Raw genomic sequence first — 26369 nt, 5'->3', positions numbered from 1 at the left:
GCTATTCCGTCCTAGAGGGCGGTCGACAGTGACTGGCTTGCCAGATAGGCGGCCTTGGCCGGAACCGAAAGCCAGGCCTGCGCCTGAGCGACGCGTTCCGGCGTGTAGTGATGTTCTTCGTGAAGCATGTTGACGGTACCAACCAGCGTATCGCCGAGAACAACGGGCAGGTTGATGACTGAGCCGCAGCCAAGCCGGCCTATCAGCTCGTAATCGGGAAAGACGGTCGCAATATCGGCAAGCGTGTTTGCGATAAAGCTTTTCCGGTCCTTGTGTACGGTTTCAAACCAGCGGTCAAAAGTGATCGGTTTGGTTCCGGAGACCGGGTAGTCTTCCGGATGCGAAGTGTAGGAGCGCTGCGCAAGCTCGGTTTTCATGTCGGCTGTCATGAAGGTGAACAGCTTCACGCCAATGGTTTCCTGCGTCAGCTTCAGAAGGGCATCAAAAGGCGCATCCGGTGTGGTCGCGGTGGAAAGGGCAAGGTCAAACGTGGCCAAAGGGCCGGTGAAATCGGTCATGTATCGAAATCTCGAGCAATTCTGGTTGACGTTAGGCAGGGTGCAAGATGCCGCCGCTGGCGGCATAGAGTTCGCGGGAATAAGGATCTGAGAGCTGGCCCGACTTGAGAGCGTCGACACCGGCAATTTCAACCACGCGGCCATAGCGCATGACGGCCAGGCGCTCGCATAGGAAGGAGACAACCGGAAGGTTATGTGTGACCATCAGATAGGTCAGCCCCTGTTCCCGCCGCAGCTTTTTCAGAAGGTTCAGGATTTCCGCCTGTACCGAAACGTCCAGTGCGGACGTTGGCTCGTCCAGCAGTAGAACGCGCGGTTCCAGCATCAACGCGCGGGCGATCGCGACCCTCTGGCGCTGACCACCGGAAAGCTGATGCGGAAAGCGGAAGCGGAATCGCTGGTCCAGACCGACGGCGGCAAGCATGTCTTTCACGCGGCCGTCCCGACCGCCAATACCATGAATGGCGAGCGGCTCTGCAAGGCAGGTATCGATGGTCTTGCGTGGGTGAAGCGAGCCGTAAGGGTCCTGAAACACCATCTGGCAGGTTTCCGCAAAGGTCCTGTCCGGTGAATGTCCGCGAGGCTTTCCTTCAACGGCGATGGTGCCGGTCCAGTCCGGCGCCAGTCCGGAGATTGCCTTCAGGATTGTCGATTTGCCGGAGCCGGATTCCCCGACGAGCGCAAAACTTTCCCCTTCAGCAACATCGAAGGTGACGTCGTGAACGACAGCCGTGTCGCCATAGCTGATGGTGAGGTTTTCAAGATGGATGGCGGCGTCGGTCATGTTCCGGCTCCCGTGGTCCAGGTACTGCGGTCGAGAACGGGCAGCTCATCACGGTCTTCATTCATGCGCGGCATCGCGGCAATCAGGCCACGGGTGTAGGGATGCTGCGCGTTGTGCAGATCGCTCGCCTTGCACTGCTCAACGATCTCGCCGCTATTCATCACCAGGATGCGGTCGCAATAGCGGGACACCAGATTGAGGTCATGACTGATCAGGATCAGACCCATGCCCTTGCCGGTGACCAGATCGTCGATAATGTCCAGAACCTGTGCCTGCACGGAAACATCAAGCGCGGAGGTTGGTTCGTCTGCGATCAGGAGATCAGGTTCCGGGATCAGCATCATGGCGATCATGATACGCTGGCCCATGCCGCCGGAAACCTCGTGAGGATAAAGACCCGCAACCCGTGCCGGATCGTTGATGCGCACAGCTTCCAGCATGGCAAGCACCCGTTCCTTCAGTTCCCGGCGTGGCAGCTTCTTGTGGGTGACGAGGGCTTCGGCAATCTGCTCGCCTACGGTCATCACCGGGTTGAGCGAGAATTTGGGGTCCTGCATGACCATGGAAATGCGGGCGCCGCGCAGATCGCGCATCTGGCGTTCACTTCGGCTGAGGAGGTCTATGCCGTCAAAGGCCATGCGCCGGGCGGTGACCTTGCCGGGTTTCCGGATCAGGCGCAGAATCGACCGGCCGGTCATGGATTTGCCGGAACCGGATTCGCCGACAATTCCGAGCCGTTCCCGCCCAAGCGTGAACGAAATACCCTTGACGACATCGACCGGGCCACGGGCCGTCGGGAAGGTGACGGTGAGGCCGTCAACCTCGAGAAGAAGCGGGGCGCTCATTGCTTGTCTCCCTGCTTGGGATCGAGCACGTCGCGCAGGCCGTCACCGAGGAAACAGAAACCGAGGCTCACCAGGATGATGGCAAAGCCCGGCATGGTGGCGACCCACCACTGGTCGAGGATGAAATTTCGTCCACGCGAGATCATCGCCCCCCATTCCGGCAGAGGCGGCTGGGCGCCGAGACCGAGAAAGCCGAGACCGGCGGCCGTCAGGATGATGCCGGCCATATCCAGCGTCACGCGAATGATCGTGGAAGAAGCGCAAAGCGGCAGAACGTGACGGAGAATAACGCGGGTGGAAGACGCACCCTGCAGGCGCACTGCCGCGATAAACTCGGCATCGCGGAAGGTAATCGTTTCCGCACGGGCGATACGCGCATAGGCGGGCCAGGCGGTGATCGCAATGGCGATGATGGCGTTCTCGATGCCGGGACCGAGGGCCGCCACAAAGGCAAGCGCGAGGATCAGCTTCGGCATGGACAGGAAGATATCCGTCACGCCCATCAGCACCCGATCGGTCCAGCCGCCGAAATATCCGGAGACTGCACCGACGATGAGGCCGATTGGAGCGGCGATGACGGCCACCATGGTAACGATCATCAGCGTGATGCGCGCACCGTAGACAACGCGGGAGTAGATGTCCCGGCCAAGCTCGTCGGTTCCCATCCAGTGGGCCGCGGACGGCGGCATCAGGCGGTTTGCGAGATCCTGGCCGATGGGAGAATAAGGGGCGATCAGCGGAGCGAAGATCGCCATCACGATCAGGACCAGGATGATGAAGCCGCCCACCACGGCAAGCGGATTGCGCAGGAGCGCTGCAAAGACACGCCAGGCGCGGCCAAGATTGGCCTGCAGGCGCGAGGCGGGGCTATCGTCGAGAAGCCAGTCGATCATTTGCGGGCCCTCGGATCGAGAATGCGGTAGAGCACGTCGGAAATCTTGTTGATGAGGATGAAGACGGCGCCGATGACGAGCGTCGCGCCCAGCACGGCGTTCATGTCGGCATTGAGAAGGGCACTGGTCAGGTAGTTGCCGATACCGGGCCAGGAGAACACGGTCTCGATCATCACGGAGCCTTCCAGAAGAGCGGCATAGGACAGGCCGATCACGGTGATCAGCTGGATGCGGATCGGGTAGAACGCGTGGCGCCAGATGACGCGGCGCTCGGGCACACCTTTCACTCGTGCGGTCGTCACATATTCGTGCCCAAGCTGATCCAGCATGAACGACCGGGTCATGCGGGCGATGTAGGCAAGGCTGAAGAAACCGAGGATCGACGCCGGCAGCATGAGGTGATCGAGCGCGTTCCAGAAGATGTCCCATTCGCCTGCGACAACACTGTCGATCAGGTAAAGCCCGGTTATGGGATCAACGATGCCGTCGTAGAAGATGTCGATACGGCCCGGACCGGCAACCCAGCCGAGGCCCGCGTAGAAGACCGCAAGACCAACCAGCCCAAGCCAGAAAGCGGGGACGGAATAGCCGAGAAGGCCGAGGACGCGGATCAACTGGTCGATCCAGGTTCCCTGGCGGGTGGCGGCCAATACGCCCATAGGTACGCCGAGCAGCACACCGATCAGGATGCCGATCGTGGCCATTTCCAGGGTGGCGGGGAAGAACCGCCCCAGGTCTTCAGCGACCGGCCGACCGGTGGAAATCGACATGCCGAGATTGCCGGTGAAGACGTCGCCCACGTAGGAGAAAAACTGGATGACCAGTGGCCTGTCCAGTCCCATCGCCTGACGGGCAGCTTCATAGACTTCGTTCGATGCCCTGTCGCCGACTACTGCCAGAACCGGATCGATCGGCACCACGCGGCCGATGAAAAACGTGATTGCAAGCAGGCCAAGGAACGTTCCGGCCGTTACAAGACAGAAGCGCAACAGCGCCGCCGCACTGCCCAGCAGTTGGCTCGTCAACAGGCCCTCTCTTGCGTCGGTTACGCTCTCGGAAGGCTCAAAAGACATGCCGGTAGCGGCTTGTCGCCGTTCCCTGTTCAACCGGATTCTTCAAGTCCGTTCTCCACACTCATGTGACTCAATTTCTGAATTAGAGTCTTCAGGTTGTTGTTTTTAAACAGCTTTCAGAAAGCGCTCGTAAGGCGCTTTTTTAAAAGCTGTCTAAAAAAGTTCTTGGAGCATACAAAAAAATCTGGTTACATCAAAAAAATTTTGATGGGAGTAAAAATCTTTGAGCAGTTCGACAGCACGTGCCGCTTCCGATGTCGATACAAAGGTTGGCGCGCTGATCCGTGCGCGGCGCCGGCAGCTGGGGTTCACCCTGCAACAGCTGAGCGACGCTTCGAACCTCTCGGTCGGGTATCTCAGTCAGGTCGAGCGCGATCACGCGACACCGACACTCGGATCTCTGGCGGGAATCGCCCGGGCACTCGGCGTCGGGCTGGATTATTTCGTGGCCCAGCCACGGGCCCAGGATGCTCTGACCCGTGCCGCCACCCGGCCCAATTTCTCCATTTCCGGTTCCGCCGTAAGCTATGAGCGGCTGGCAACCGAGTTTCCAGGCAATCAGCTTTCCTCGTTCATTCTCACCGTGCCGCCCGGATATGCCTCGGAAACGGTGAGCCACGAGGGCGAGGAGCTGATCTACATTCTGGAAGGGTCCATCACCCAGTACCTCGACGGGGAGGCGATGGTGATGACAGCTGGCGACAGCCTGCATTATCGGGGCAATACCCCGCATGCCTGGTCGAACCCGAACGATGCGCCGGCAAAGATCCTGTGGACCGGCACCCTAACGATTTTCAACGCCGGCGACGAGAAAACCAGCCGCATCGAGCTGGTGTCGCCAGACAAGAGCGCGGTGAAGCCGAGCCGCGCCAAAAACAAGAACAAATCCTAACCCCCTGACAGACGGAGACGAAGAAATGAAGCTTTTAAGGACCGCGCTTCTGGCGGCCGCCCTGGCAATGCCGATGGCAATGCCTGCTGGTGCCGCGACACCGGACAACATTCTGGTGGTGGCGCAGAACATCGACGATATCGTCGCGATCGACCCCGCCCAGGCTTACGAGTTTTCCTCCGGCGAGCTCGTGACCAATGTCTACGACCGCCTTGTGCAATATGACGCCGAAGACCCGACAGTTCTGGCACCGGGCCTTGCTGCCGAATGGCAGGCTGACGCTGATGCAAAGACCATCACCTTCACCCTGCGCGACGGTGCAACGTTCCATTCCGGCAATCCGGTCCGCGCTGAAGACGTGGTGTTCTCCTTTGCCCGTGTCATCAAGCTGAACCTCACACCGGCCTTTATCCTTGCCCAGCTTGGCTGGACGGCGGAAAATGTCGAGGACATGGTCACGGCCGACGGCAACAAGGTCGTTGTCAAATACGAAGGTGACTTCTCTCCGGCGTTCGCCCTCAACGTCCTGGCTGCCCGTCCGGCTTCCATCGTCGACGAAAAGACGGTGATGGAGCACGAGGAAGATGGCGACATGGGCAACAAGTGGCTCAATGCCAATTCCGCCGGTTCCGGTCCGTTCGAACTGCAAACCTACCGCGCCGGCGAACTGGTGCGTTACAAGTCCAACGCCGACTACTTCAAGGGCGCGCCGAAGGTTGAAGGCGTGATCATCCGTCACGTGGCCGAAGCCGCAACCCAGCAGCTGCTGCTGCAGTCCGGTGATGTCGACATGGCCCGCAATCTGACGCCGGACCAGATTGCCGGCATGGAAGGCGACACCATCAAGGTGGAAACCTATCCGCAGGCAGCCGTGCACTTCCTATCCTTCAACCAGAAGAAGGACGTGCTGCAGCCTGAAGCGGTGTGGGATGCTGCTCGTTACCTTGTCAACTACAAAGGCATGACCGACAGCTTCCTGAAAGGCCAGATGGAAATCCATCAGGCATTCTGGCCGAAGGGTTTCCCTGGATCCTACGACGAGACGCCTTACACCTACGACCCGGAAAAGGCGAAGCAGATCCTGGCGGATGCCGGCATCGAAACGCCGATCACGGTAACCCTCGACGTGATCAACTCCACCCCGTTCACGGACATGGCCCAGTCGCTGCAGGCAAGCTTTGCCGAAGCCGGCATCAACTTCGACATCATCCCGGGGACCGGTTCGCAGGTCATCACCAAATACCGCGAGCGCAGCCATGAAGCGATGTTGCTCTATTGGGGCCCGGACTTCATGGACCCGCACTCCAACGCAAAGGCCTTTGCCTATAACAGCGACAACTCCGACGACAACTACCAGGCAACCACCACGTGGCGGAATGCCTGGGCTGTTCCGGCCGAGATGAACGACATGACCAAGGCTGCCTTGGCTGAGAGCGATGCGGAAAAACGCAACGGGATGTATGTCGAACTGCAGAAGGAAGTTCAGGCCAAGTCGCCGATCGTGATCATGTTCCAGGCAGCCTATCAGGTCGCCATGGACCAGAAGGTCGAAGGTTACGTCAACGGTGCGACGTCCGACTTCGTCTACTATCGTCTGGTAACGAAAAACTGACGCCAGATACCAGGCCGTCCCGGTTTCCGGGGCGGCTTTTTTGTTCGCTGACACAGCACACTGACTGACCAACCCCTCCGGAGTTTCCTGAAATGTCTTCCCTTTCCGATCAGCGCCTTGCCGCTTTGCGCGAGCGGATGTCTGCGACCGGGACCGACCTTGTGGCCATCGGTCCGTCCAGTCACATGATGTATCTGGCTGGTCTCGACCCCCATGGCGACGAACGGCCGGTGATGCTTCTGGTTTCCAGGAGCCATGCGGGCTTTCTGATGCCGGCGCTCAATGTCGACAGCTCGCGCCAGAAGACGCACTTGCCCTTCTTCCCCTGGCGTGACGACGATGGACCGGATGCCGCGCTTGCAACTTTGCTGGAAGCCTCCGGACTTCCGCAATCGCCAAGTGTCGTCATCGACGAAACCATGCGTGCCGATTTTGCGCTTCTGTTGCTGGACGCGCTCCCGGGGGCTTCGCGCCGGTTTACGGATGACACGGTCGGCTTCCTGCGCGCTCGAAAGGAAGAGGACGAATACCGCCGCCTTAAAGCCAGTGCCGTTCTGAACGACACTGCCGCCATGGCGGGCTTCGACGCCCTGACACCCGGCATCACGGAACTTGAGATCGCTGCCGTCATCCGGGACGTCTACAAGCAGGCAGGCGCGACCCCGGTTTTCACCTCGGTCTGTTTCGGTGGAAACGGTGCCTTTCCGCACCACCACACCGGCGAAACACAGCTGAAATCCGGCGATGCCGTGCTGATCGACACAGGTGGCCGACTGGACGGTTACCCGTCCGACATGACCCGTGTTGGCTTCTTCGGAACGCCTACGGCGGAATTTGAGAAGGTCCACGCCATCGTCAACAAGGCTGTGGAAGCAGCGCTTGCCGCTGCAAAGCCTGGGGTCTTGGCAAAATCAATCGACAAGGCGGCTCGGGATGTCATTTCAGATGCGGGCTATGGTGACTTTTTCACACACCGGACCGGCCATGGCCTCGGAATAGACATACATGAACCGCCATATCTGACGGCGACCTCCGAAACCGTACTGGACGAGGGCATGGTGTTCTCGATCGAACCTGGCATCTATCTCCCCGGCCAATTCGGCCTGCGTCTTGAGGAAATCGTCATCTTGCGGAAAGACGGCGCGGAAATCCTCTCCGACCTGCCGCGTTCGGCGGTTGTAAGGTGAGGGTACTCCAGTAAACAGACACGAAGCCGTTTTGGGAAACGAGGTCGGATTGTGGTTCCTTCGCCCTTGAAGGAACCTGAAAATCTTATACAGATTCGCGGCAAGACCTGCCTTGAAGCGGGGCTTGCCACGAAACGTGACCGCGAGACCCGAAACGGATTCATGCTCGAAGTAATTGAACTGGACATTCCCGAGGTCAAGATTCTCCGGCCGAAGAGGCATGGTGACAGCCGTGGTTTCTTCTCTGAAACCTACAACAAAGCGCTTCTTTCCGACGTCGGAATAGACATCGATTTCGTCCAGGACAATCATGCCTACTCTGCGGAAAAGGGAACGGTCCGCGGCCTGCATTACCAGACGCCGCCGTTCGCGCAGGACAAGCTGGTGCGTGTCGTGCGCGGAGCGATTCTGGATATCGCTGTGGATCTGCGGCAAGGGTCTCCGACTTACGGCAAACACGTCTCGTCTGTCATCTCCGCGGAAAACGGCAATCAGATTCTGGTGCCAATCGGATTTGCCCACGGGCTGGTGACCCTGGAGGCGCACACGGAGGTTCTCTACAAGGTCTCGCGTTACTATGCGCCGGAGCATGACCGGGGCATCGTGTGGAACGATCCCGATCTGGACATAGATTGGCGAATACCTGAAGCCGATGCCATCTTGTCGCAAAAGGATCAGAAGCTCCCACGCCTTGCCGATGCTGACAGCTGTTTCACATACCCGGAGGCCAGAGAACGATGAAGGTTCTTGTCACGGGAGGCGCCGGCTTTATCGGTTCGGCGGTCGTGCGAAAGCTGGTGTTGCAAGGCCTTGCAGAAGTCGTCACCGTGGATGCCCTGACTTATGCCGGTAACCTGGCGTCCCTGGCTCCGGTCATGGAAGATCGCCGCCACCGGTTCGTGCAGGCAGACATCCGGGACGGGGAGGCAATGGCCAGTCTGCTGGAGACAGAGGCACCCGACGCTGTCATGCATCTGGCGGCAGAAAGTCACGTCGACCGGTCGATCGATGGCCCGGCTGCCTTTATCGATACAAATATCGTGGGCACTTACACCTTGCTGGAGGCGGTGAGGGGGTATTGGTCCGGCTTGCCAGTGTCTCGAAAGGAAGCCTTTCGCTTTCATCATGTGTCCACCGATGAAGTCTATGGCAGTCTCGGTCCGACAGGGGCCTTCAAGGAAACGACCGCATACGCGCCGAATTCTCCTTATTCCGCATCAAAGGCGGCGTCGGATCACTTGGTCAGGGCTTGGCACCATACGTATGGGGTGCCGGTGGTCACCACCAATTGTTCCAACAATTACGGGCCTTACCAGTTTCCGGAAAAACTGATCCCGTTGATGATCCTGAACGGCCTGGAGGAAAAGCCACTGCCGGTCTACGGCGCGGGAGCAAATATCCGTGACTGGCTGCATGTCGAAGATCATGCGGATGCGTTGTGGCTGGTCTTGACGCGCGGCACACCGGGCCAAGTTTACAACATCGGCGGTGACGCAGAGCGTCGAAACATCGATGTAGTCCATCTGATCTGCGATCTGCTGGACGAAACGGTGCCCGCAGTAAAACCCCGCCGAGAATTGATCGCGTTCGTGACAGACCGTCCTGGCCACGATGCGCGCTATGCGATGGACATTTCGCGGATCGCTGCCGAACTCGACTGGCGACCCAGTCATTCATTCGAAAGCGGGTTGCGCCAGACGTTGGACTGGTACCTTGCCAATCGCAGCTGGTGGGAGGCAATCCGTAGCGGTCAATATAGAGGCGACAGGCTGGGACTGGGTGCAAATGGTGTTTCAAGTGCATCTGCCGGTGTTCCATGACCCGTGTTCTGCTTACGGGAGCGAACGGTCAACTCGGTTATGAAGTCATTCGGCAAGCCCGGGCGCTGGCTCTTGATGTTGTGGCTCTCGACAGATCGACACTCGACATAACCGATCGCAAAGCCGTCGCGGAAATCGTCCAGAACTTGGCACCCGACCTGATCATCAATGCGGCTGCATACACTGCCGTTGACCGTGCCGAGACCGACCGGCAGGCCGCCTTTGCGGTCAACCGCGACGGAGCGCGCAATCTTGCGGAAGTGGCCGAACGGCGCGGTGCCGTCTTGATACATTTCTCCACGGACTACGTGTTCGACGGGGCAAAGCCGCAGCCTTATGTGGAAGAAGATACAGTCGGCCCGTTAGGCGTATATGGCGAAAGCAAGGAGGCCGGGGAGGCTGCCGTCCGCACAGTCTCAGAACGTCACCTGATCCTGCGCACATCCTGGGTGTACGGCGTGCATGGTGCGAATTTTGTTCGGACGATGCTGAGGCTCGCACGGGAGAAGGATGTAATTCGGGTGGTCACCGACCAGACAGGATGCCCGACATATGCCGCCGACCTGGCTGAAATCGCATTGCAGTTATCCGTGCCGGTCCTGAAGGGCGATTTTCCGAAGGGTGGATACGGAACATTTCATTGTGCCGGACAGGGGCAGGTGAGCTGGCATGGGTTTGCATCCAAAATATTCGAACTGGCCGGGGAACGATTATGCAAACAGCCGGAGCTGATTGGCATTCCGGCGTCGGAATTTCCAACGCTTTCAAATCGGCCCGCGAACTCGGCGCTTGATTGCTCTAAACTGTCACGTGTCCATGGCTTTTCCGCCAGGGACTGGCCAGTGGCACTGTCCGACATGCTTGACCGCCTGTATCTAAACGCCTGATATCTTGCGGGCAAGCAATTGGAATTGGAGTTGGACAATGAAAGGCATCGTGCTGGCGGGCGGAAGCGGAACGCGTCTCTTCCCGGTAACAAGGTGTATTTCCAAGCAATTGCTGCCTGTCTACGACAAGCCGATGATCTACTATCCGTTGAGTGTTCTGATGCTTGCCGGGATAAGAGATCTCCTGATCATCACAACACCACGCGATGCCATGGCTTTTCAGAGCCTTCTGGAAGACGGCGCGCGCTGGGGCATCAATATCAGCTATGCAGTTCAACCTGAACCGGCCGGCATCGCGCAGGCGTTTCTGATCGGAGAGGAGTTCCTTGCTGGACAGGAATGTGCGCTGATCCTGGGTGACAACCTTTATTACGGACATGGTCTGACGGAAATTCTTGCGAGAGCTTCAGCGCGCAAGTCCGGAGCGACCCTGCTCGGATACGAGGTGGCGGAGCCGGAACGATATGGTGTCATCTCGTTCGACCCGTCAGGCGCACCGGCTTCAATCGAAGAGAAGCCAAAGTCCCCCCGGTCGTCCTGGGCGGTGACAGGGCTTTACTTTTATGACAAGGACGTCGCCGCCATCGCTTCCGATATCCGTCCGAGTGCGCGCGGTGAACTTGAAATCACGGATGTGAACGCCCGGTATCTTGAGCGCGGAGACCTGCATGTTGAACAACTGGGGCGGGGATTTGCCTGGTTCGACATGGGGACACATGACAGTCTCATAGAATCCGCGACCTTCGTGCAGGCCATCGAGAAAAGACAGGGCCACCGCATCGCCGTTCCGGAAGAAATTGCGTTCAAGAACGGTTGGATTACTGTGAATGATCTGGAACGGCTGAGCGAAGAATATTCCAGCAGTGGATATGGGAAATACTTGGGAAAAATAGTCTCTGGGTACTCTAACGCATAAATAAATATATCCGTTCGGAGGAAAATTGAAAATCTCGTCTAATAATAATTTAATTGATTTACAGGCTAATAAATTCTGTCGAAGGCTATACGAAGCTTTTCTCTCGCCACGAATATTTGTAGCTGCTTGCTGGTGGTACGTCGTTGGTAAAAGGCAGCGTTCCCGAAACCGATTCCGATTGGTTTTCAGCGCCACAAGTATTCAAGGTAAGAATCTTCGTGTCGGACCACATATCTGCTTTGCACAAGCAAACCCGTCTATATCAGAACGAGAAGAGATGCTGCAGGAAGTTGCCGGTTGGCATAATCCTCCAGTAATCTCAATTGTAATGCCGGTCTATAATACAGATCTGGCTCAGCTACGAGATGCCATCCAATCCGTGAAGAAGCAGATATATCCGCATTGGGAGTTGTGCATTGCTGACGACTGCTCAACGGATCCAGCCGTTCAAGAGGCTCTCAAGGAATTTGAAGAAAGTGATGGGCGCATCAAGGTCGTTTACCGGAGTGAAAACGGACATATCTGCAGAGCTTCAAACTCTGCCATAGATATTGCGACCGGTCCCTACATTGCGTTCATGGACCATGATGACCTGCTACCAGTTCATGCCCTTTATTATGTTGCCAGAGAAATTCGGCAATATCCTGAGGCAGATTTCATCTACTCGGATGAAGATAAAATTCGGAAGGAGGGCTGGCTTACCGATCCACACTTCAAACCGGACTGGAATCTGGAACTTTTTCTAACCCAGAACTACATCAATCACCTCAGCGTATACAGGGCTTCAATCGTCAGGGATGTCGGAGGGTTTCGACCAGGTTTCGAGGGAAGTCAGGATCATGATCTAGCACTCCGGGTGGTTGCTCGGATTGACGAGAAAAATATTCGTCATATTCCGAAAATTCTCTACCATTGGCGATGCTTCTCCGGTTCGGGATCTTTTTCCGATCGCTGGATCCAGCAAGCCATAGAAGCGCGTCAGCGCGCCGTGCGTGAATACTTTAAGGACAATTACCCGGACGCGCCGGTATCGGTAACGAATGGCCCTTCAGCGTGCAACAGGATCGTTAGGGAGCTCCCAAGCCCTGTTCCGCACGTAACCATCATTATTCCAACCCGTGACTGCACAGAATTTGTAAAGGCCTGTGTCTTCAGTCTGTTTGATAAAACAGACTATCCAAGTTTTGACGTTATCATCGTGGACAATGACAGTGTGGAAGTGGAGTTAAAAGAATATCTGGCTGGAATAACAGAAAAACACCCTGTAACTGTATTGCCATATTCTGGTGAATTTAATTATTCAGCCATGAATAATTTTGCCGTTGAGCATGCTTCAGGTTCAGTTGTTGTGCTCTTGAACAATGACACTCAAGTTATTTCTTCTGAATGGCTTCGGGAGATGGTGTCCTATGCGGTACTGCCTCATATCGGGGCTGTTGGGGCGAAACTCCTATATGCCAACGGTTTGGTTCAACATGCTGGTGTGATCGTGGGTGTGGGAGGTATCGCAAATCACGCTTTTCAATTTTATCAAGGCGGCGATATCGGCTACCAGCACAGGTTACAACTTCCACAATATTTTCTCGCAGTTACTGCCGCTTGCATGGTAGTTGAAAAGGATAAATACCTAAAATGTGGAGGTCTGGACGATAAAGATCTAAAGGTTGCGTATAACGACGTTGATTTTTGCTTAAGGCTATCAAGAGATTTTGGGTTAAAGAATGTATACACTCCATATGCCCAATTATTTCATCATGAGTCTGTCTCGCGTGGCCAAGATACTTCACCGGAGAAAATAGCAAGGTTCGAGCATGAGTCGATGACCATGAGGCAGCGCTGGGGTGATATCATGCAACGGGACCCTTATTATAATGAAAACTTCTCGCATCATAATGCGTATTTTCAGTATAAATATGAATAATTACATAGTTCTTCTGGAGGGTGTTTGTGAGAGGTGAAGAGAGCAATCTAAAGAATGACGGGTTTACTGTTTTAAATGGTTCTCAGTCACACTCGGATGAGTACGCAACGCTAATCTGCGTTGGTGTGGCCCGCAGTGGCACTTCTCTTATTGGAGCTGTTTTGCGACAGTTCGGCATTTTTCTTGGTGAGAAAGCAGATCCGGCTGTTTTTGAAGACACTGTATTGTCAAATGCTTTGGAAGCTGGCGACTGGGTTCGTTTCGATCAAATTATTGAGAACTACAATAAAGAGCACAAGGTATGGGGGTTCAAGCGGCCCGAAGCGTTTGGTCTGCTTGCGCAGAAGTTGAACAAATTCAGGAACCCTCGCCTGATTGTAATACTGAGAGATCCTGCATCGATTGCAAAACGCAACGAAATCTCCATGCATACCGACTTTCTGGAGCAACTGAAAAGAGCGGCTGAACGGACGTTGGATCTCGTACACTTCGTCGAGTCAATCGAAGTGCCGATACTTGTAATTAGCTATGAAAAAGCTCTATCGGACCCTGATTGTCTTGTAGAGAAACTTGCCAAGTTTTGTGGAATTAAACTCGATGAAGGTTTAAGGACTGAGGCGCTTGCTGTAATTGAAAACGGGCCAGAGCTTTATTTGCAGAGTTCTCGGGTCCGGTACGAAGGTCAATTTTTCGGAGTTATTGACGGGGTAGCTCAAGGTTGGGCCCGAAGGCTTCCTGGTGATTTTGCATGTTCGATCGAGATTCGCTCTGGAGGCGAGATAATCGGGGCAGGGACATCCAGCCATTTCAAGGTAGATCTTCCCGAAGAAATTAGGGCGAGAGCGTTCTCCATTCCGTTGGAAAAATTGGGCGACGGTACAGAGATCGAGGCTCGAATATCAGGGACTACTGTAAAACTATAGTGGAAAGGATCGCGAATTAATCACTTTGTTTCATGTCGATACCAAAGCGGTATCCTCACTTAAGGAAGTTCTCGTTGAAGTATCCAAACACGCCGACCAGAAGGCTTTCTGTTCTCTTCCGGCAATTTCATTTCGCTCATGAACGGGTGTGAGTGATCCGACGAGATCCTGAAAGTTCCGTTCAATCGATAGCGACAGCAGGTTGTCCACCCAGGTTCGAACGCTGTTTTTCCAGACCAGGCCCACGCGGTTGACACGAACGAAGTCAGCATAGGCCCAGCTGTCGCTGTACACACCAACGCCTCCACAAACGGCATGTTCTGCCAGCTTGTTCGCGGATCGGGCATCGTTGAAGCTCGAAGGTATTACCGGGTAGAGAAGAACGTCAAACCTGTGTTTGAAAAGGCGCTTGCGATAGAAATACCAGTCGAGGTGCCTCAAAACCCGTAGCTTGGGGTGCGTTGATAGCTGCGGCGGTACATCGTGATCTCCAACGATTGTCAGTTCGACATTTGCGCCTGTCGCCAACAGGTTTTCAAATACCTCAAGGACGAATTTTCGATCGGCGGCGTGGCTGGCAGTTCCCAGGTAGCCGATCCTGAGCGGTGCATCTGCCGGCAGGTCTTGAAAACACCAGTCCGTCGAAAGTGCTTCTGACCAAAACGGATCGAGCATTTTGACCTGAAATCCTTGTTGCTCGTAGACCTCGAACAAGGCAGGCGAAGGGACAACAATCGTGTCGGCTGCAGTTGCCAGCTTGTTGTGCTGTCCATTGCGAAGGCTCAGCAAACGTTGCCGGTAAATTTCAGGCAGTGACACATCGTGGTCGGCTGCCCATAAATTGTCATCGATCACGTAATAGAGCCGTTTTGTCTTTTCATTCAAAAGACGCTCGATGACGCCCGGATGATCACGACGGCAGACGACAACGGCATCACGGGTGGAAAACGAATTGACACCTTCGCGCTGCAAGCTCCGCTCGCGGTTGGAATTCAGAAAATAGATGTCTGTCGTTGGAATGGTTTTGAACGAAGAACACAGATTACGCGCGAGGACGCTGTAGCAATAGTAAAAATCATCAGACGACTTTCTCGAAAATTTTGTCGCTATTCTCATCAAAAAAATACTCGGAATATTCGAATACGCATTGGTAGCTATGATTACTCGGAATACAGCATAATCAGGTGCCAGTTCCGTGCCGTGGCCGCAAGCTGCCATACGTTGTCACGGTAGGTAAGTTTACGCATAGCGTGCATCCGACGGCAAGCAACTGCGGGAAGCGAAAACGGCAGACTGTGATACTTCTGGGTGAAACGTTGGAATGCTGAACGGCAAACGCAATGCGGCGCTGGATGGAGTTCCAGCCGCATACTCGTTCAAAATCTGCAAAATATTTGGGGAAGTTTGTGTTGGTCGGGCAGGCCGGATTTGAACCGACGACCCCTTCACCCCCAGTGGGTGGGGCTTGGTTAGAAACGGCAGAATACTGCAGTTTTTGTATTCAGAAGTTCTATAAATGTTCCGATCTGTTCGCGGGTTTCATTGCGGTTTCATTGCGACGCTAAAAAACTTCCACTCGCATGGTCGAACTCTATGCGTCCTTGGTTTCCGCTGCGATGACTGCGACGGCGCGATCTAGCTCAGCCTCCACCTTCGCTTTTTGATCAGCTTCATACCTCTGTTCCAGCATCATTATCACGGCGGCACGCACCACAGGAAAGTAACGTTTGCAATCATCCTCTGTCAGCTCATGCAGGCCCTTTGAAAGTATTCCATAGGTATCCTTGTACTTGACTAGCGCTGGCGGAAGGTATGTTGCGAGTGCATTTATCCGCTCCGCCATTCGCATCCGCATGAACTCTGTCTCACGTTGCCCCTCTGGGTCAGCCGCTGATCTCGCGGATTCAACGAGGTTCTCAAAAATGCGTCGAAGATAGACAAACGAGCCGATACCGATGCCGTGAGCAAATAAGCCAGTGGCCCTGCGCAACTCCGCAAAATCGTCGCCAAGTATCTTTCGGTAGCGCTCTATATCTGCCCCAGCGACATCTTCAAGTGATGGTGTTTGTCCAATTTTTTCTAGAACACCCTCTTTCTCGTTGTAAGCGAAGAAATAGCTATACAGGTGAACAGGATGCCTAGAGCACCCCAAATGCAGCGCAAACTGGCCGTCTGCCAAATTGAGGCGCTTCAATCGGTCCGTCGCTGGCCGATTGAATGCGTCCACTCTCGCTTTTTCTGCTGCGACGTCAGAAGGCATGCGGTCGGTTAATGTTCTAAAAGTTGATTGCTTGCCGCAGTAGACGCAGTGCGCATCAAACTGCTGCTTCTCGAACTTTAGAGAGTAAAGGAACTTGTCGTCGCGTTCTGGATTTAATTGGATCGGAGTATAAAGCGTTTGGTTGAGGCAAAGTGACGACACTGCAGGCGGGTAAGGTGCTGACTCATGTCGTGCTCGCAGTGCGGCAGCACGCTCTTTTTTCTCTCTTTGTATCCGTTCAATGATCGTTTCAGTCTCGGTCATCTGTTCCTATGCCTTCTGAAAGCTATATCGTACCCGTCATATTGCTCCTGGTCGTTTACTGATCGCAGAAGAGGCAGATTTCTGATGCACCGGGTTCTGGTGCCCATAGACCTCCAGCAGCATTTTCAGTGACATCCCCAGGAAGTCGGCCAGTGATTGCAATTCTTGCGTTGTTTGGACGTTTTGGATCCCCCAACTTGCAGCCGTGTGGCGCAGGGTATGAGGGATAACGTCGAGCCCCAATTGGGCGTCTTCTCGGCTTTTCCGCCACGCGCGTTTCACAGAAACGACAGATCCGCCATCGTAATGGATGACCCATGGCAGGTTCCTGTCCAACGTCTTCCAGCGTTTTAGGTGAGGTAGTAGCCGGTCAGGAATATGAACACTTGGCCGACGTTTCGTCGTGCTGCTTTCTTCCCAACCTTTCCGGTACATCACGCCTTGCTTTAGGTCGAAATATCCACTTGCCGGGTTGGGGTGCCATTGCATGCGCTTTATGGCGTCAATCCGTGTGCCGGTGTAGATCCCTATAAGGATGATCCGGGCAACGTGGTGATTGCCACGTCTGCGGGCCGCGTGCACGAACGCGGCGGCCTCGTTTCGAGTGAGCCAGCGCAAACGACTCTCACCAGCTTTAGGCATCTCCAGTCGACACACGAACGGTATTTCTCGGTCTTCGGTGTACATATTGAGGGCGCTTTGAAGCGCCTTCAATTCCCTGCGAACGGTGCCTGGCTTAACGCCCTGAGAGTAGCGCAATGTCGCGTAGCGTTTGCTGTTCGATCGGGCGACGTCGCCGATATTGAGCTCACCCCAGAATGGTACCAGGGCCTTGAGTATCGTCGCTTCGTTCCTGGGGTTGGCTAGCGTTGGAATGTGGTGTGTGGCGTAGAAATTCAGCGCGTCGGCGACCGGGATAATTCGTGGATCGAGGCTGTTGGTCGGTTGGTGTTTTTCGGCAAGGTATTCCTGCAGCCTTTGCTCAGCCCCTCGAGTGTCTTCAAGAGTGCAGCCTGTGCGGGTTTGTTTTGACCCGTCGAGGATGATCCATTGTCCGCCACCGCCTTTGTCTTTGCGGAACCAGAGCCTTGGAGCTTTTCTTGGACGCGGCATTGCTCTCTCATTTCACGAATTGCCTTAGGCGTAGTGAAATACGAGCGGCCGATTTTTTCCAGCACAAGTTTTCCACGTTCCGCCTCTGCCTTCAAAGTTGCAGGTTTTATGGTGTTCCGAAAAAGCACCTTGCACGCTTCGGAAAGCGTTATGGGCGTATCGTCATTCCATCCATCTGGAAGGTTCATCAGCTTGCCTTCCTTATCTCTTCGGGTGTCACAGGCACGCGGAAGTCTTCGGCAATATGCTCGTCCGTCGGGTGCTCTCGGCGCACGGGAAGGCTGCCAATCTGGTAGCCCTTGGCGCCTGTCTTGATCAGTAGCCGGATTACTCTTTGCCTCCGGCTTCCTGTCATAAACTGCACGTCGTCAAACAGGATTTCGAATGCCTCGGCAACGTCAGTCGTTGTCAGCTTGAACCCGTTCCCAAGTGGCAGGCGTCGGCGGTAGTCCTCGACGCATTCGCGCAAGGTGTCTTCCTCGGCCGCCGTCAGCAAGTCGCCTTCGACGGCCTTTTGAAGCACTGCTATTTTTGCGGCTGCAAGCAATGGCGTCCCTCACTCAGCGGCTTCATCAAATTCGCCGACAATGGCGAGATTGATATTTCGGGCAAAGGTCGCCTCGACCAGTTCCCCAAAGCGCGGGTCCCGCTGTTTCGCATCGGCGATTGTGATGTTGACGGCGGTTGCAAGTGCTCCAATCACGACGGCCCGGCGTTCTACCTCGGGAAGTGGGCCAGTCACTAAGAGCATGTCGGCAAGCGTGTTCTTGGCAAGCTGCTCAATGCGGTCCCGGTGTTTCTCGACTATGGCGCTCATTTTGTTGCCCTCCTGGCGTTCATGATGATTTCGCGGCCTGCCTTCACGTCTCCGGAAACCGCATAGAGTTGGTGCGCTACTTCCAGCGGATCGATGCCGATGTGATCCCAAAAGGCTTTTTCGTTGCCGCTGTGCTGCAGGCGGTGTTCCTCCGGCAACATGGGAACGGTCCAAGCGTCATCCGGCTTCCGCCCCTTGGCGGTCTTCGCCTTCTTATGGCGTGGGTCGCCGTAGCGGACGTGGCAGGCCTCGCAGCCTTGGCCGCCTGAAACCAGGCTCGGCAGTTTCCGGATGAATGCTAGGTGCGTTTCATCCGTCATCCGCTGCTGACCTTTGCCACTCGGGTCGAGCGAAAAAGCGGTTGTGGCGTGTGGGTTGTGCCAAAGGTGAGACATTAAACGGCCTCCTTTTCCAGCGACGGGAGGGAGGGCAGGGTGACTTTCACCAAGCGCGTTCCTTGCGGCCCGGTCAGCTTCTTCCCCGAATAACGATGATCGACAAGCGAAACGCTTTTCGTCTTGATGATGATCGGGCGAAGGCCTTTGCGGCCCGGGCAAACGACGATTTCCGATTTCATGCTGCAGCCTCCTTAACCGCGGACTTTTCCGCCTTCGCCGTTCTCTCGGCTTTTAGTTTTGCCTGGGCTTCGTAATTCCATTTGATGAGGCGCATAGGCCCGCCGTCTGGCTCGTAAAGCATGTAGTCAGCCCACTCCCGCAACGGCCGTTCACCGAAGACGGTCACCCCGTCGCGCTGAACAATTACGGGCGCTTCCCGGTTGTGCCCGGCTTCCTGCAGAAGTCGTGCAAGCTCGTGGATAACTCCGCCTTTGGACTTGGCGGCCGATAGGCCCTCGCATTCCGCGATGCTGAAAGATCGGGTGCCGTCTTTGCCCGGTCGGCTTTCGTTCCGAATGGTGATGATCAGGGTCACGCCGCTTGCTCCATGTCAGAAATGATGTTCTCGGCGCAAAGGGCGGTGAAGATGGCCCGGCAGGCTTCTGCCTTGGTGTGCAGGTTGTCCGGATAGATCCTGGCGTCTGGGGCTATTGCATTGAGCGCTTCGATTATCGTTGGTGCGACTGCCTCGCCGTTGTCATCCTGGCCGCCCACAATCGTTGCGCAGATGCCGGCAAGGCTCGTTGTCCGGAGTTGCGGCCGGATAAGGGTTGCCGGGTTGGCGTCGTGCCGGATCAAGGCGGCCCGGATCACGTCAAGGTCAAAATCCAAATCCCAGCCGATAAGGTGGGTTGAGGTCCTGAGCGAGTTGGTGAGCCATGAAATGGCGGTCCGTTCCGGTAGCCCACGGCTCCGGGCAACACGGTCGCAGATCCCGTGGGAATTCTCCGCGCTCGCCGACACACTCTTTTCCTGACGGATGAAACTGCGATACTCGGCGAACACACCAGCCGCGTCCCACTGCACGGCACCCATTGCGACGGGGCGCGGGTACTGCTGATCATCGAGCGCGGCCGGGCGCTGTATGCCTGTGTTGGCAAGGCATAGGGCAAGAGTGATCATTTGCCCGCCTCGATCTGCTCTTTCCGCTCACTGATCGCCAAGCGAGCTTGTTTCTTGTCCTCGGGGCGAAGCTGATTAAGGCCTGCGGCAAAGTCAGCCTTTACCGCGTCGACAGCTTCCAGCGTCTGGGTTTTGGACAACTCAGCCTTGAAGGACGCCAGCGGGTCGGTTGCGCGCTGTTCCGCCGGGACTTTCTCGGCCGGTGCTGGGTTCTCGCTTTCATGATGCAATGGCGCGTTGTCTACGGGCGCAAGGTCGAGCGTGCGGGTGTTGTCGCTGTGATCCGGCTTGTCCTGTTGAGCCGCAGCCTGTGCGGTAGTTGCGTTGACGTGATCGAGGTTGAAGCCTTCTTGAGGTAGAAAGCTCTGTTCCGGCTGTTCCTGGCCCCGCTTCGCGGCCGCAAGCCGTTCCGCGCCGGTCGCACGGGCCGGTGTTACGTCGCGGGCATTATCTGCGCCTTGGAAGCTTGCAGCTTCTTCCTTGTCGTAGACGCCCAACAGAACTTCGGGGGTATAGCGGCGCGCCCAGGCCCGGGCCGAGTAATAGCCGAGCTGCTGTTGGGGGTCTGTCTTCCAGAGTGGTGAATTCTTGGTGGTGATCGCGCCAAAAGGGGGCGAAGTGTAGCTGTATTCTTCGCCGTCGATTGTGCCGCGCAAGGTGCAGGTGAGGCTATCGCCTTCGCCCGCGAACTCATAGCGAAGCCGCCCTTGAATGCCTGAGCGCGTGTTGACCACTGCGGCAATGAGCTGAGCCTCATAGGCGATTTGCCCGTTGACCGCAAAGGACTTGGACGCGACCGCAAACGGGCTCATGTCCCACTCCAATGCTTGAAGCGCGACAGCCATACAGGCGCCCGGATTGTTCCGAAGGTGTTTTGGCAGAGCGATATCCGCCCGGCTCATGATGTCAGCGAAGCGCAGAACTTCGCCAAGGGACTGCGGAGCAAGCTTTGCGCCCTTCACGTGGTCAATCGAAACGGACTGTCCGTGGTGAACCGCCAATTCAAGCGCGTCTTGGGGTGCTGGTGCCTGGTTCATGCTGCTTGCTCCAATGCGGGGGTCTTAAGGTCTTGCTCAATAGCTTCGCGGTCCCAATCGCCAATGCGAACGGCGCGGGCCTCATAGGGGCGGGCGCCGGGCCAGATGCCGGACGCCATACATTCGGCGATGGTGTCCAGGCCGTGACGGATTACGCGCTCGCCTAGGTCGAGGTCTTCCGGATCCAGTTCAATGGCCTGAGTGTCGGGGGTGTCGCCGGTTGAAACGTAGACGTTCCAAAAGCTGTCAAAGGGCAGATCGAGTTCCCGGGCTGCGCGACGAACTCCACCGGCTTGAATGAAATAGCCGTTGTCTTTGATCTGCCGCCGAATGAAGCTTTCGCTCATGCTGGACGTGGTTTTCAGATCGGCAAAGAAGCCGTCTACCGCGTCGTTGTCCGGTCGGGACTTGAACCAAAGACCTGTCCGCTCGTCCTTGATGAAAAAGGATCGCTCAACGGCGCCGTTTAAGATGCCCTGTTGCACCATGGGGTCGCGGGCAGCGTCTTCCGCAATGCGGCGGATCTTCTCGATATCGTCGGGAGAGACGATAACCTTACCCGCCTTCTCTTGTGCTTCTTCCCACTCGCTGCAGTAGGTGAGTAATCGGCATAGTCTTCGCCGTCGTCTTCAAGCTCGGGGAAGGATGCCGCCATCACGTCGGCGGTAACGTCGTTGCACCAACCCTCTGCCGGGTTGAACTCGAAAACCGCTTTCACGTTCTCAAGCTGGCCGCTCTGAATGTCCGCGACGATCTGCGAAAAGCGCAAATCTTCAAACTCCATTTCCGGGGAGTAGGTGGTTCCGCTCAACTCGCAGAGGACGGAAAAGAAGGAGGTGTCGGTATTGAGGGACATTGACTTTTTCCTCTTGAAACCCGTGGCGGAAGATCTGGCCGGTTGCCGTCTTCGTTCCGCCTTCGATGAGCAAACCGTACAAAACGTACGTTTGGAGGTCAAGTACAAAATGTACGATTTTTTTATTGACGGTCGTACAAGAGGGTGGCTAACGTCGCCGCTCGCAGTGACAGGGTGCAATTCCCTGCTGGATGAAAACTGCAGGCGCGGGGGTCGAAAGTCCTACGGTGCCGCCAGAAACAGAGGACGAGTTAGCTGTAAGGCGCTCTGGCGTTTGTGTCCCATTCCCGGCTCCGGTCGACAAGACACAGGTCATGGATTTCCCGCCTTCTGGGTTTCCCCAGGGGGTAGGGGGGGCTATGGCTTGGAACCCTTCCCCCTCCTATCGACAAGAAATTTTCTTACTGATGTTAGAGAGTGAGGATAGATCAGCAGGAGAGCGGGTTAGATCTTCCGTCCCAATCGATAAGACAATCTGTTCCAATGGGGCTTCCGTCCCAAAGCAGAAAGCTGGCAATCGCAAAAACGATCCCGCCAAAAAGCAAAAACGCCGGAAGCTTTTCCAGCGCAAATTCAAACGGTGCCCCGAATTTGTAAGGGATGTGGCCCGTTTCGCTAAGTCGCCCGACGATTAAAACAACTGCAACTGCGACTATAAAAACGATTGCGGGCGCTAACATTCCAGCCTCTACACCTCCCGAAACACGCCCAAAACCTTAGCGACTACGCGCACTTCGGTAGCCTCTTCGCCGTGCTCGTTGTAGATAACCGGCTCTTGAAAGCGCGGGTCGTCACTCTCCGGCCTGAGTTCAATTTCACCGTTGTGGCGAACAATTCTCTTGGCGGTCCGCTCGAAGGTCAGGCCGCCGTCTCTAGAGCGTTCCGCAACCACCAAGTCACCCGACTTCAACTCAATTCCCGCCTGTGCATAGTCCAGGCACAAGATGAGGTCGCCATGCCGGGCGATTTTGTTAAGGCTCTCGCCGTTGACTCTCATAAGGTATTGCATACTTGGCAAATATCGGGCGTCACCGCCGGCAAGGTTGGAATTCTCGGTCTTCTCGTGTTCGAAAAGATCGCTCTCAAGCCAATGGCCTGCAGCCACCTCGCCGATGATTTGTAGGGCTGGGCGCCTGGTCGGCTTTGGTTCTTGCTCTGGCTCGCCGCTGTCGCCGTAAAGAAGCCATCCAGCCGAAACCCCGAAAGCTTCCGCATAGACCTGCGCCATCTTCTTGGAAATCGGCCTGTTGCCATTCTCGTTGCTGATGATGGTGTTGACGTTGATAGTGCGAAGCACGCGCGATGCCTCCGTTGGGGAGTCATATCCCGCGCGCTCTCTTGCTGCTTTCAAACGGTCTTTCGGTTCCATTTGAACTGTTTCGCACGAAATTATCGTCCGAAGTGTACGATTTTTTCTTGCGCTTTTGTCGTACGAAATGTACGTTTCAATCATGGCTGACACACCTAAAACCATTGACGCTTTGTTTGAAGCCTTCGGCTCAATCAAGCATTTCGCTGAGTTGGTGGGCTGCGGATATGAGGCGGCCCGCCAAATGAAACGCCGCGGTTCAATCCCTGTTCAGTATTGGCCGGCTGTCGTGGTCGCCTGTGAAATGACGGACGTTTCCGCGGTCGACTATGGGGCACTTGCCCGCATGACGCTCGGCGAAGAGCACCCGGCGAACATGGCGGCCGCCTAGAACGGCACAAGGTCAACACCGCTCGCCTTCTTATGGGGTGAGCGATCGGACCCGGAAAGTATCTCGTCCCGGGTCCAAACCAATCTTATCCGGCGTTTCCGCAATCTCTCGGCCAGGCTGTCGGCTCTGCGGGTGCCCGAGGCAACGAGCCTCAAACAGTGTGGGTGTGGGGTCTGTTTCGTTTCCATGTCCAAAGAGGTGGGAACGCCCTCTGAAGTCTTCACGGTTGCAAAAATTGGAAGAGAGTAACCATGGATTATCTGAGCCGCGACGAATACGACCGGTTGTCAATCGCAAGCAAAGACCTCGTGCGCGCCGCTGGCGGTGCCGAGAGAGCCAGGGAAATCACCGGATATAAGCAGCTCGCGCAAATTCAGCGCTGCACTACGATCGACGGCCAGGACCGCCGATTTTTCCCAATCAAGGCAATTGCCGAGCTTGAGGCCGACGTGGTGGAGAGCGGTTGCCTTCCCCCTGTTACCAAGTGCCTCGCTGATATGGCGGGATTTGATCTGGTGAGGCGCGGGACCTGCAAAGGCGACGGCTGTGCGCTCACGTCTCTCTCCGAACTAATGAAGGTCTTCGCGGAAGCAAGTTCAACCGTCGCCGATGCCTATGCGGATGCAAAGCTAACCAGCGAAGAGCAGGCGGCGTGCATTGAGCGTTTGGAAGCGCTGTTGGATCAGACGGCAAGAACGCTGGCCATCCTCCGCGGCGAGAAAGTTTCTGCGAACGCAGGGGAGATGGCTTGATGCGGATATGCGGGCTCGACGTAGCAACTAAAACCGGCTGGTGCATCGCGGACGGCAATGCCTACCAAACAGGCCTTTTCGATGCCGGCAAGATCGGCAAACGGAAGGTGTCTTGCGAGGCAGAGCGCAATGCGAACTTTCGGCAATGGCTTTGGTCCCTGATCAAGACAGGTGATGTGCAGGCAGTTGCCATTGAGCGCCGAGCAGTCGCGAACATGAAAAAGAAGGTCAAGGACCCTGTCACCGGCAAGGTCGTGGTTAAAGAGGTCACGAACGACGCGACTGCCGCAACGCTCAGCTACCTCAACAACTGTGCCCAAGAGGTTTGTTTCTCGCTGAACGTTCCTTTCCAAATTGTCGCGGTGCAATCCTGGCGCAAATCCTTCCTCGGTGATCTGAAGCCGGATCCCAAAAAGGAAGAAGATTGGAAAGACGTGGCAAAGCGCGTCTGCCAGATGATGAAGATCCAAGCCAAATCCAAGGACGCTGCCGAAGCCGCAGGGGTAGCCTTCTGGCTCCAAACTCAAATGAAGCTGCAACGCGCACAAGCGCCAGCTGGTGGCCTCTTCGATATGGGGGAAGCCTTATGAACCATCATGTTTTCCCAGACGGCAATGTGCAGGATGCGCTCAGCGGCATCAGTGCAAGCGCTTACCTACATCAGCTAGTCCCAGGTCGTCGGGAAAGGCAATTAAAGACAGGCTATTGGGGGGGCATGATCCTTAGAAGCCATTCTTTCCTCTGCCATACGCATCTTGAATGCGTCCCAATTTTCACCAACCCGTCTGTAAGAAATGGTCTTCGCGATAATTTGGGGCATGTTCTTTGGAGGCAGGTCTTCGTACGCCCAGATGCCAGTAAGGTTCTCCAATTCATTTGGTTCGCTCGAGACAAACGCATCATTCAGGTCTGCACCACTAAGGTTGGCGTAGCGAAGGTCTGCGGCGGTGAAGATCCGGCCGAGGCCGTCTTTTGCTGTTCCGAAGTTGGCACTGGTGAGATCAGCTCGCGAAAGGTCAGCACAGACGAGTGTCGCGCTGTCGAATTTCGCGCCTTGAAGCCAAGCGGTCGACAAGTCGGCATTTTCGAGGTTGGTAAAACCCAATTCGGCATTACCAAGGTTTGCATTTGCCAAGACTGCGTTTCTCAAATTTGCACTCACCAGGAACGCATTCTCCAAGTTTGCATAACGAAGGTTGGCACCAACGAGTGTGGCATCGCCGAGATATACGCCAGCACTGAGGTTTGCAAAATGGAGATTTGCACCGGAAAGGTCTGCGGAGTTCATATTGGCACCGCTCAGATCCACAGAGAGCAAATTAGCATTCTTGAAATTGGCCTCAGCCAATTGTGCCCCACTGAAATCAGCTTTTACGAGGTCGGCATTGGGCAACTGGAGACCGACGAGATAGACACCTTGCTTAAGACCGGTGGACGACAGATTGACGCCCGTCAGGGACGTGCGATGCTTCCAGCATTGACCAACGGTCGGAAATTCCCAGCCGGCAGGCAAGCATCCGTATTGAGCGTTCAAAAACTCAAGTGCATGGATCTTTCCACTGTTGCCAGACGCCGCTGTCGTCAGCAATTGCCATGCCCTTGCGACGCGCTCATCTTGCTTTTCTCGGAGTTCAAGAACGAAGAGCGCAACCGCAAAAATCAATCCAATAAGACCTGCGGTTTCCATCATGACAACGAACGGGTGATTTCGCAGCCATCGAGCTCTGCGGTGCCATTTGCTCAGAGGGTCAATTTCCGCGGCGTTGGTACTGGTTTCTC

At 55.7% G+C, this 26369-nt stretch carries 32 protein-coding genes; 12 read left to right on the top strand and 20 right to left on the bottom strand.

Going from position 1 to position 26369, the window contains the following annotated elements:
- Positions 1-11: 11 nt before the first annotated feature.
- The 5 genes from B0E33_RS01705 to B0E33_RS01685 are packed head-to-tail and all read right to left on the bottom strand — an operon-like array spanning position 12 to position 4113.
- Positions 12-518 carry a GAF domain-containing protein gene (locus B0E33_RS01705; RefSeq protein WP_077290255.1) on the bottom strand — a complete coding sequence of 169 codons (507 nt, stop codon included), beginning with the start codon at positions 516-518 and terminating at the stop codon, positions 12-14.
- A 31-nt stretch (positions 519-549) separates the two neighbouring features.
- Positions 550-1302, bottom strand: a complete 753-nt coding sequence (locus B0E33_RS01700; protein ID WP_077290254.1) for an ABC transporter ATP-binding protein — start codon at positions 1300-1302, stop codon at positions 550-552.
- On the bottom strand, positions 1299-2147 hold the full coding sequence (locus tag B0E33_RS01695) for an ABC transporter ATP-binding protein (RefSeq protein ID WP_077290253.1): 849 nt from the start codon (positions 2145-2147) through the stop codon (positions 1299-1301). Before B0E33_RS01695 ends, B0E33_RS01700 begins: the two co-directional genes overlap by 4 nt.
- On the bottom strand, positions 2144-3040 hold the full coding sequence (locus B0E33_RS01690) for an ABC transporter permease (protein ID WP_077290252.1): 897 nt from the start codon (positions 3038-3040) through the stop codon (positions 2144-2146). The genes B0E33_RS01695 and B0E33_RS01690 overlap by 4 nt, the downstream gene beginning before the upstream one ends.
- Positions 3037-4113: an ABC transporter permease gene (locus B0E33_RS01685; protein ID WP_077290251.1), complete on the bottom strand. Its 1077-nt coding sequence runs from the start codon at positions 4111-4113 to the stop codon at positions 3037-3039. Before B0E33_RS01685 ends, B0E33_RS01690 begins: the two co-directional genes overlap by 4 nt.
- 223 nt (positions 4114-4336) lie before the next feature.
- Here B0E33_RS01685 and B0E33_RS01680 point away from each other — a divergent pair, with 223 nt between their 5' ends.
- The 9 genes from B0E33_RS01680 (at position 4337) to B0E33_RS01640 (ending at position 14271) form a co-directional block, all read left to right on the top strand.
- Entirely contained in the window at positions 4337-5005 is a 669-nt protein-coding gene (locus tag B0E33_RS01680; RefSeq protein WP_023003831.1) for a cupin domain-containing protein, read from the top strand.
- A 25-nt stretch (positions 5006-5030) separates the two neighbouring features.
- Positions 5031-6617, top strand: coding sequence for an ABC transporter substrate-binding protein (locus B0E33_RS01675; RefSeq protein ID WP_077290250.1), 1587 nt, complete (start codon positions 5031-5033; stop codon positions 6615-6617).
- A gap of 92 nt (positions 6618-6709) precedes the next feature.
- On the top strand, positions 6710-7804 hold the full coding sequence (locus tag B0E33_RS01670; protein ID WP_077290249.1) for a M24 family metallopeptidase: 1095 nt from the start codon (positions 6710-6712) through the stop codon (positions 7802-7804).
- Positions 7805-7966: 162 nt separating this feature from the next.
- Positions 7967-8545 (top strand): dTDP-4-dehydrorhamnose 3,5-epimerase, encoded by a 579-nt coding sequence (rfbC, locus tag B0E33_RS01665; protein WP_077293102.1) that lies wholly within the window; start codon positions 7967-7969, stop codon positions 8543-8545.
- Complete coding sequence (gene rfbB, locus B0E33_RS01660) at positions 8542-9624, top strand: dTDP-glucose 4,6-dehydratase (protein ID WP_077290248.1); 1083 nt, start codon at positions 8542-8544, stop codon at positions 9622-9624. The genes rfbC and rfbB overlap by 4 nt, the downstream gene beginning before the upstream one ends.
- Complete coding sequence (gene rfbD, locus B0E33_RS01655; protein ID WP_077290247.1) at positions 9621-10511, top strand: dTDP-4-dehydrorhamnose reductase; 891 nt, start codon at positions 9621-9623, stop codon at positions 10509-10511. Before rfbB ends, rfbD begins: the two co-directional genes overlap by 4 nt.
- A 37-nt stretch (positions 10512-10548) precedes the next feature.
- Complete coding sequence (rfbA, locus tag B0E33_RS01650; RefSeq protein WP_077290246.1) at positions 10549-11427, top strand: glucose-1-phosphate thymidylyltransferase RfbA; 879 nt, start codon at positions 10549-10551, stop codon at positions 11425-11427.
- Positions 11428-11452: 25 nt separating this feature from the next.
- Positions 11453-13348, top strand: a complete 1896-nt coding sequence (locus B0E33_RS01645) for a glycosyltransferase family 2 protein (protein WP_156912322.1) — start codon at positions 11453-11455, stop codon at positions 13346-13348.
- Positions 13349-13374: 26 nt separating this feature from the next.
- A complete protein-coding gene (locus B0E33_RS01640; protein ID WP_077290244.1) occupies positions 13375-14271 on the top strand; it encodes a sulfotransferase family protein in 897 nt (298 codons plus the stop codon).
- A 30-nt stretch (positions 14272-14301) separates the two neighbouring features.
- Here the strand turns inward: B0E33_RS01640 and B0E33_RS01635 are convergent, their stop codons facing one another.
- From B0E33_RS01635 to B0E33_RS01570, 14 genes are all read right to left on the bottom strand, one after another.
- Positions 14302-15489, bottom strand: coding sequence for a glycosyltransferase family protein (locus B0E33_RS01635; RefSeq protein WP_156912321.1), 1188 nt, complete (start codon positions 15487-15489; stop codon positions 14302-14304).
- A gap of 373 nt (positions 15490-15862) precedes the next feature.
- Entirely contained in the window at positions 15863-16795 is a 933-nt protein-coding gene (locus B0E33_RS01630; protein ID WP_077290242.1) for a hypothetical protein, read from the bottom strand.
- A gap of 36 nt (positions 16796-16831) precedes the next feature.
- Positions 16832-17908: a site-specific integrase gene (locus tag B0E33_RS01625; protein ID WP_077290241.1), complete on the bottom strand. Its 1077-nt coding sequence runs from the start codon at positions 17906-17908 to the stop codon at positions 16832-16834.
- A gap of 187 nt (positions 17909-18095) precedes the next feature.
- Positions 18096-18455, bottom strand: coding sequence for a hypothetical protein (locus B0E33_RS01620; RefSeq protein WP_156912320.1), 360 nt, complete (start codon positions 18453-18455; stop codon positions 18096-18098).
- 9 nt (positions 18456-18464) lie between these two features.
- Positions 18465-18725 (bottom strand): hypothetical protein, encoded by a 261-nt coding sequence (locus B0E33_RS01615; protein ID WP_077290239.1) that lies wholly within the window; start codon positions 18723-18725, stop codon positions 18465-18467.
- Complete coding sequence (locus B0E33_RS01610; RefSeq protein ID WP_077290238.1) at positions 18722-19120, bottom strand: hypothetical protein; 399 nt, start codon at positions 19118-19120, stop codon at positions 18722-18724. Before B0E33_RS01610 ends, B0E33_RS01615 begins: the two co-directional genes overlap by 4 nt.
- Positions 19120-19302, bottom strand: coding sequence for a hypothetical protein (locus B0E33_RS01605; RefSeq protein ID WP_077290237.1), 183 nt, complete (start codon positions 19300-19302; stop codon positions 19120-19122). The genes B0E33_RS01610 and B0E33_RS01605 overlap by 1 nt, the downstream gene beginning before the upstream one ends.
- A complete protein-coding gene (locus B0E33_RS01600; protein WP_077290236.1) occupies positions 19299-19658 on the bottom strand; it encodes a hypothetical protein in 360 nt (119 codons plus the stop codon). The genes B0E33_RS01605 and B0E33_RS01600 overlap by 4 nt, the downstream gene beginning before the upstream one ends.
- Complete coding sequence (locus tag B0E33_RS01595) at positions 19655-20245, bottom strand: hypothetical protein (RefSeq protein WP_077290235.1); 591 nt, start codon at positions 20243-20245, stop codon at positions 19655-19657. Before B0E33_RS01595 ends, B0E33_RS01600 begins: the two co-directional genes overlap by 4 nt.
- On the bottom strand, positions 20242-21282 hold the full coding sequence (locus tag B0E33_RS01590; protein WP_077290234.1) for a recombinase RecT: 1041 nt from the start codon (positions 21280-21282) through the stop codon (positions 20242-20244). Before B0E33_RS01590 ends, B0E33_RS01595 begins: the two co-directional genes overlap by 4 nt.
- Positions 21279-21797 carry a PD-(D/E)XK nuclease-like domain-containing protein gene (locus tag B0E33_RS01585; protein WP_265733565.1) on the bottom strand — a complete coding sequence of 173 codons (519 nt, stop codon included), beginning with the start codon at positions 21795-21797 and terminating at the stop codon, positions 21279-21281. Before B0E33_RS01585 ends, B0E33_RS01590 begins: the two co-directional genes overlap by 4 nt.
- On the bottom strand, positions 21749-22138 hold the full coding sequence (locus tag B0E33_RS01580; RefSeq protein WP_077290232.1) for a hypothetical protein: 390 nt from the start codon (positions 22136-22138) through the stop codon (positions 21749-21751). The genes B0E33_RS01585 and B0E33_RS01580 overlap by 49 nt, the downstream gene beginning before the upstream one ends.
- Before the next feature lie 428 nt (positions 22139-22566).
- Positions 22567-22818, bottom strand: coding sequence for a hypothetical protein (locus tag B0E33_RS01575; RefSeq protein WP_077290231.1), 252 nt, complete (start codon positions 22816-22818; stop codon positions 22567-22569).
- 8 nt (positions 22819-22826) lie between these two features.
- The gene (locus B0E33_RS01570) at positions 22827-23591 is read right to left on the bottom strand and encodes a S24 family peptidase (protein ID WP_156912319.1); all 765 of its coding nucleotides are present in this window, start codon (positions 23589-23591) and stop codon (positions 22827-22829) included.
- Between the two features lie 100 nt (positions 23592-23691).
- Here B0E33_RS01570 and B0E33_RS31330 point away from each other — a divergent pair, with 100 nt between their 5' ends.
- From B0E33_RS31330 to B0E33_RS01555, 3 genes are all read left to right on the top strand, one after another.
- Positions 23692-23838, top strand: coding sequence for a hypothetical protein (locus B0E33_RS31330; RefSeq protein ID WP_206051403.1), 147 nt, complete (start codon positions 23692-23694; stop codon positions 23836-23838).
- Between the two features lie 251 nt (positions 23839-24089).
- Complete coding sequence (locus B0E33_RS01560; RefSeq protein ID WP_077290228.1) at positions 24090-24590, top strand: hypothetical protein; 501 nt, start codon at positions 24090-24092, stop codon at positions 24588-24590.
- Complete coding sequence (locus B0E33_RS01555; RefSeq protein ID WP_156912317.1) at positions 24587-25180, top strand: hypothetical protein; 594 nt, start codon at positions 24587-24589, stop codon at positions 25178-25180. Before B0E33_RS01560 ends, B0E33_RS01555 begins: the two co-directional genes overlap by 4 nt.
- Before the next feature lie 101 nt (positions 25181-25281).
- Here B0E33_RS01555 and B0E33_RS01550 read toward each other — a convergent pair whose 3' ends face one another.
- On the bottom strand, positions 25282-26280 hold the full coding sequence (locus B0E33_RS01550; RefSeq protein WP_167579477.1) for a pentapeptide repeat-containing protein: 999 nt from the start codon (positions 26278-26280) through the stop codon (positions 25282-25284).
- Positions 26281-26369: the final 89 nt, after the last annotated feature.

It is taken from the genome of Roseibium algicola (assembly GCF_001999245.1).
Lineage (GTDB): Bacteria > Pseudomonadota > Alphaproteobacteria > Rhizobiales > Stappiaceae > Roseibium > Roseibium algicola.
Note: the sequence above shows the minus strand (reverse complement) of the source record. Positions and strands in the feature narration are given on the sequence as shown.

What these genes read in the sequence shown, in the direction of transcription:
- B0E33_RS01605 (WP_077290237.1), bottom strand. Translation starts at nt 19,302, where the DNA reads ATGAAATCGGAAATCGTCGTTTGCCCGGGCCGCAAAGGCCTTCGCCCG.
- rfbC (WP_077293102.1), top strand. Translation starts at nt 7,967, where the DNA reads ATGCTCGAAGTAATTGAACTGGACATTCCCGAGGTCAAGATTCTCCGG.
- B0E33_RS01595 (WP_077290235.1), bottom strand. Translation starts at nt 20,245, where the DNA reads ATGATCACTCTTGCCCTATGCCTTGCCAACACAGGCATACAGCGCCCG.
- B0E33_RS01700 (WP_077290254.1), bottom strand. Translation starts at nt 1,302, where the DNA reads ATGACCGACGCCGCCATCCATCTTGAAAACCTCACCATCAGCTATGGC.
- B0E33_RS31330 (WP_206051403.1), top strand. Translation starts at nt 23,692, where the DNA reads ATGAAACGCCGCGGTTCAATCCCTGTTCAGTATTGGCCGGCTGTCGTG.
- B0E33_RS01590 (WP_077290234.1), bottom strand. Translation starts at nt 21,282, where the DNA reads ATGAACCAGGCACCAGCACCCCAAGACGCGCTTGAATTGGCGGTTCAC.
- rfbB (WP_077290248.1), top strand. Translation starts at nt 8,542, where the DNA reads ATGAAGGTTCTTGTCACGGGAGGCGCCGGCTTTATCGGTTCGGCGGTC.
- B0E33_RS01675 (WP_077290250.1), top strand. Translation starts at nt 5,031, where the DNA reads ATGAAGCTTTTAAGGACCGCGCTTCTGGCGGCCGCCCTGGCAATGCCG.
- B0E33_RS01670 (WP_077290249.1), top strand. Translation starts at nt 6,710, where the DNA reads ATGTCTTCCCTTTCCGATCAGCGCCTTGCCGCTTTGCGCGAGCGGATG.
- B0E33_RS01580 (WP_077290232.1), bottom strand. Translation starts at nt 22,138, where the DNA reads ATGTCCCTCAATACCGACACCTCCTTCTTTTCCGTCCTCTGCGAGTTG.
- B0E33_RS01560 (WP_077290228.1), top strand. Translation starts at nt 24,090, where the DNA reads ATGGATTATCTGAGCCGCGACGAATACGACCGGTTGTCAATCGCAAGC.
- B0E33_RS01570 (WP_156912319.1), bottom strand. Translation starts at nt 23,591, where the DNA reads ATGATTGAAACGTACATTTCGTACGACAAAAGCGCAAGAAAAAATCGT.
- rfbD (WP_077290247.1), top strand. Translation starts at nt 9,621, where the DNA reads ATGACCCGTGTTCTGCTTACGGGAGCGAACGGTCAACTCGGTTATGAA.
- B0E33_RS01705 (WP_077290255.1), bottom strand. Translation starts at nt 518, where the DNA reads ATGACCGATTTCACCGGCCCTTTGGCCACGTTTGACCTTGCCCTTTCC.
- B0E33_RS01630 (WP_077290242.1), bottom strand. Translation starts at nt 16,795, where the DNA reads ATGACCGAGACTGAAACGATCATTGAACGGATACAAAGAGAGAAAAAA.
- B0E33_RS01615 (WP_077290239.1), bottom strand. Translation starts at nt 18,725, where the DNA reads ATGAGCGCCATAGTCGAGAAACACCGGGACCGCATTGAGCAGCTTGCC.
- B0E33_RS01610 (WP_077290238.1), bottom strand. Translation starts at nt 19,120, where the DNA reads ATGTCTCACCTTTGGCACAACCCACACGCCACAACCGCTTTTTCGCTC.
- B0E33_RS01635 (WP_156912321.1), bottom strand. Translation starts at nt 15,489, where the DNA reads ATGGCAGCTTGCGGCCACGGCACGGAACTGGCACCTGATTATGCTGTA.
- B0E33_RS01690 (WP_077290252.1), bottom strand. Translation starts at nt 3,040, where the DNA reads ATGATCGACTGGCTTCTCGACGATAGCCCCGCCTCGCGCCTGCAGGCC.
- B0E33_RS01695 (WP_077290253.1), bottom strand. Translation starts at nt 2,147, where the DNA reads ATGAGCGCCCCGCTTCTTCTCGAGGTTGACGGCCTCACCGTCACCTTC.
- B0E33_RS01550 (WP_167579477.1), bottom strand. Translation starts at nt 26,280, where the DNA reads ATGATGGAAACCGCAGGTCTTATTGGATTGATTTTTGCGGTTGCGCTC.
- B0E33_RS01625 (WP_077290241.1), bottom strand. Translation starts at nt 17,908, where the DNA reads ATGCCGCGTCCAAGAAAAGCTCCAAGGCTCTGGTTCCGCAAAGACAAA.
- B0E33_RS01575 (WP_077290231.1), bottom strand. Translation starts at nt 22,818, where the DNA reads ATGTTAGCGCCCGCAATCGTTTTTATAGTCGCAGTTGCAGTTGTTTTA.
- B0E33_RS01685 (WP_077290251.1), bottom strand. Translation starts at nt 4,113, where the DNA reads ATGTCTTTTGAGCCTTCCGAGAGCGTAACCGACGCAAGAGAGGGCCTG.
- rfbA (WP_077290246.1), top strand. Translation starts at nt 10,549, where the DNA reads ATGAAAGGCATCGTGCTGGCGGGCGGAAGCGGAACGCGTCTCTTCCCG.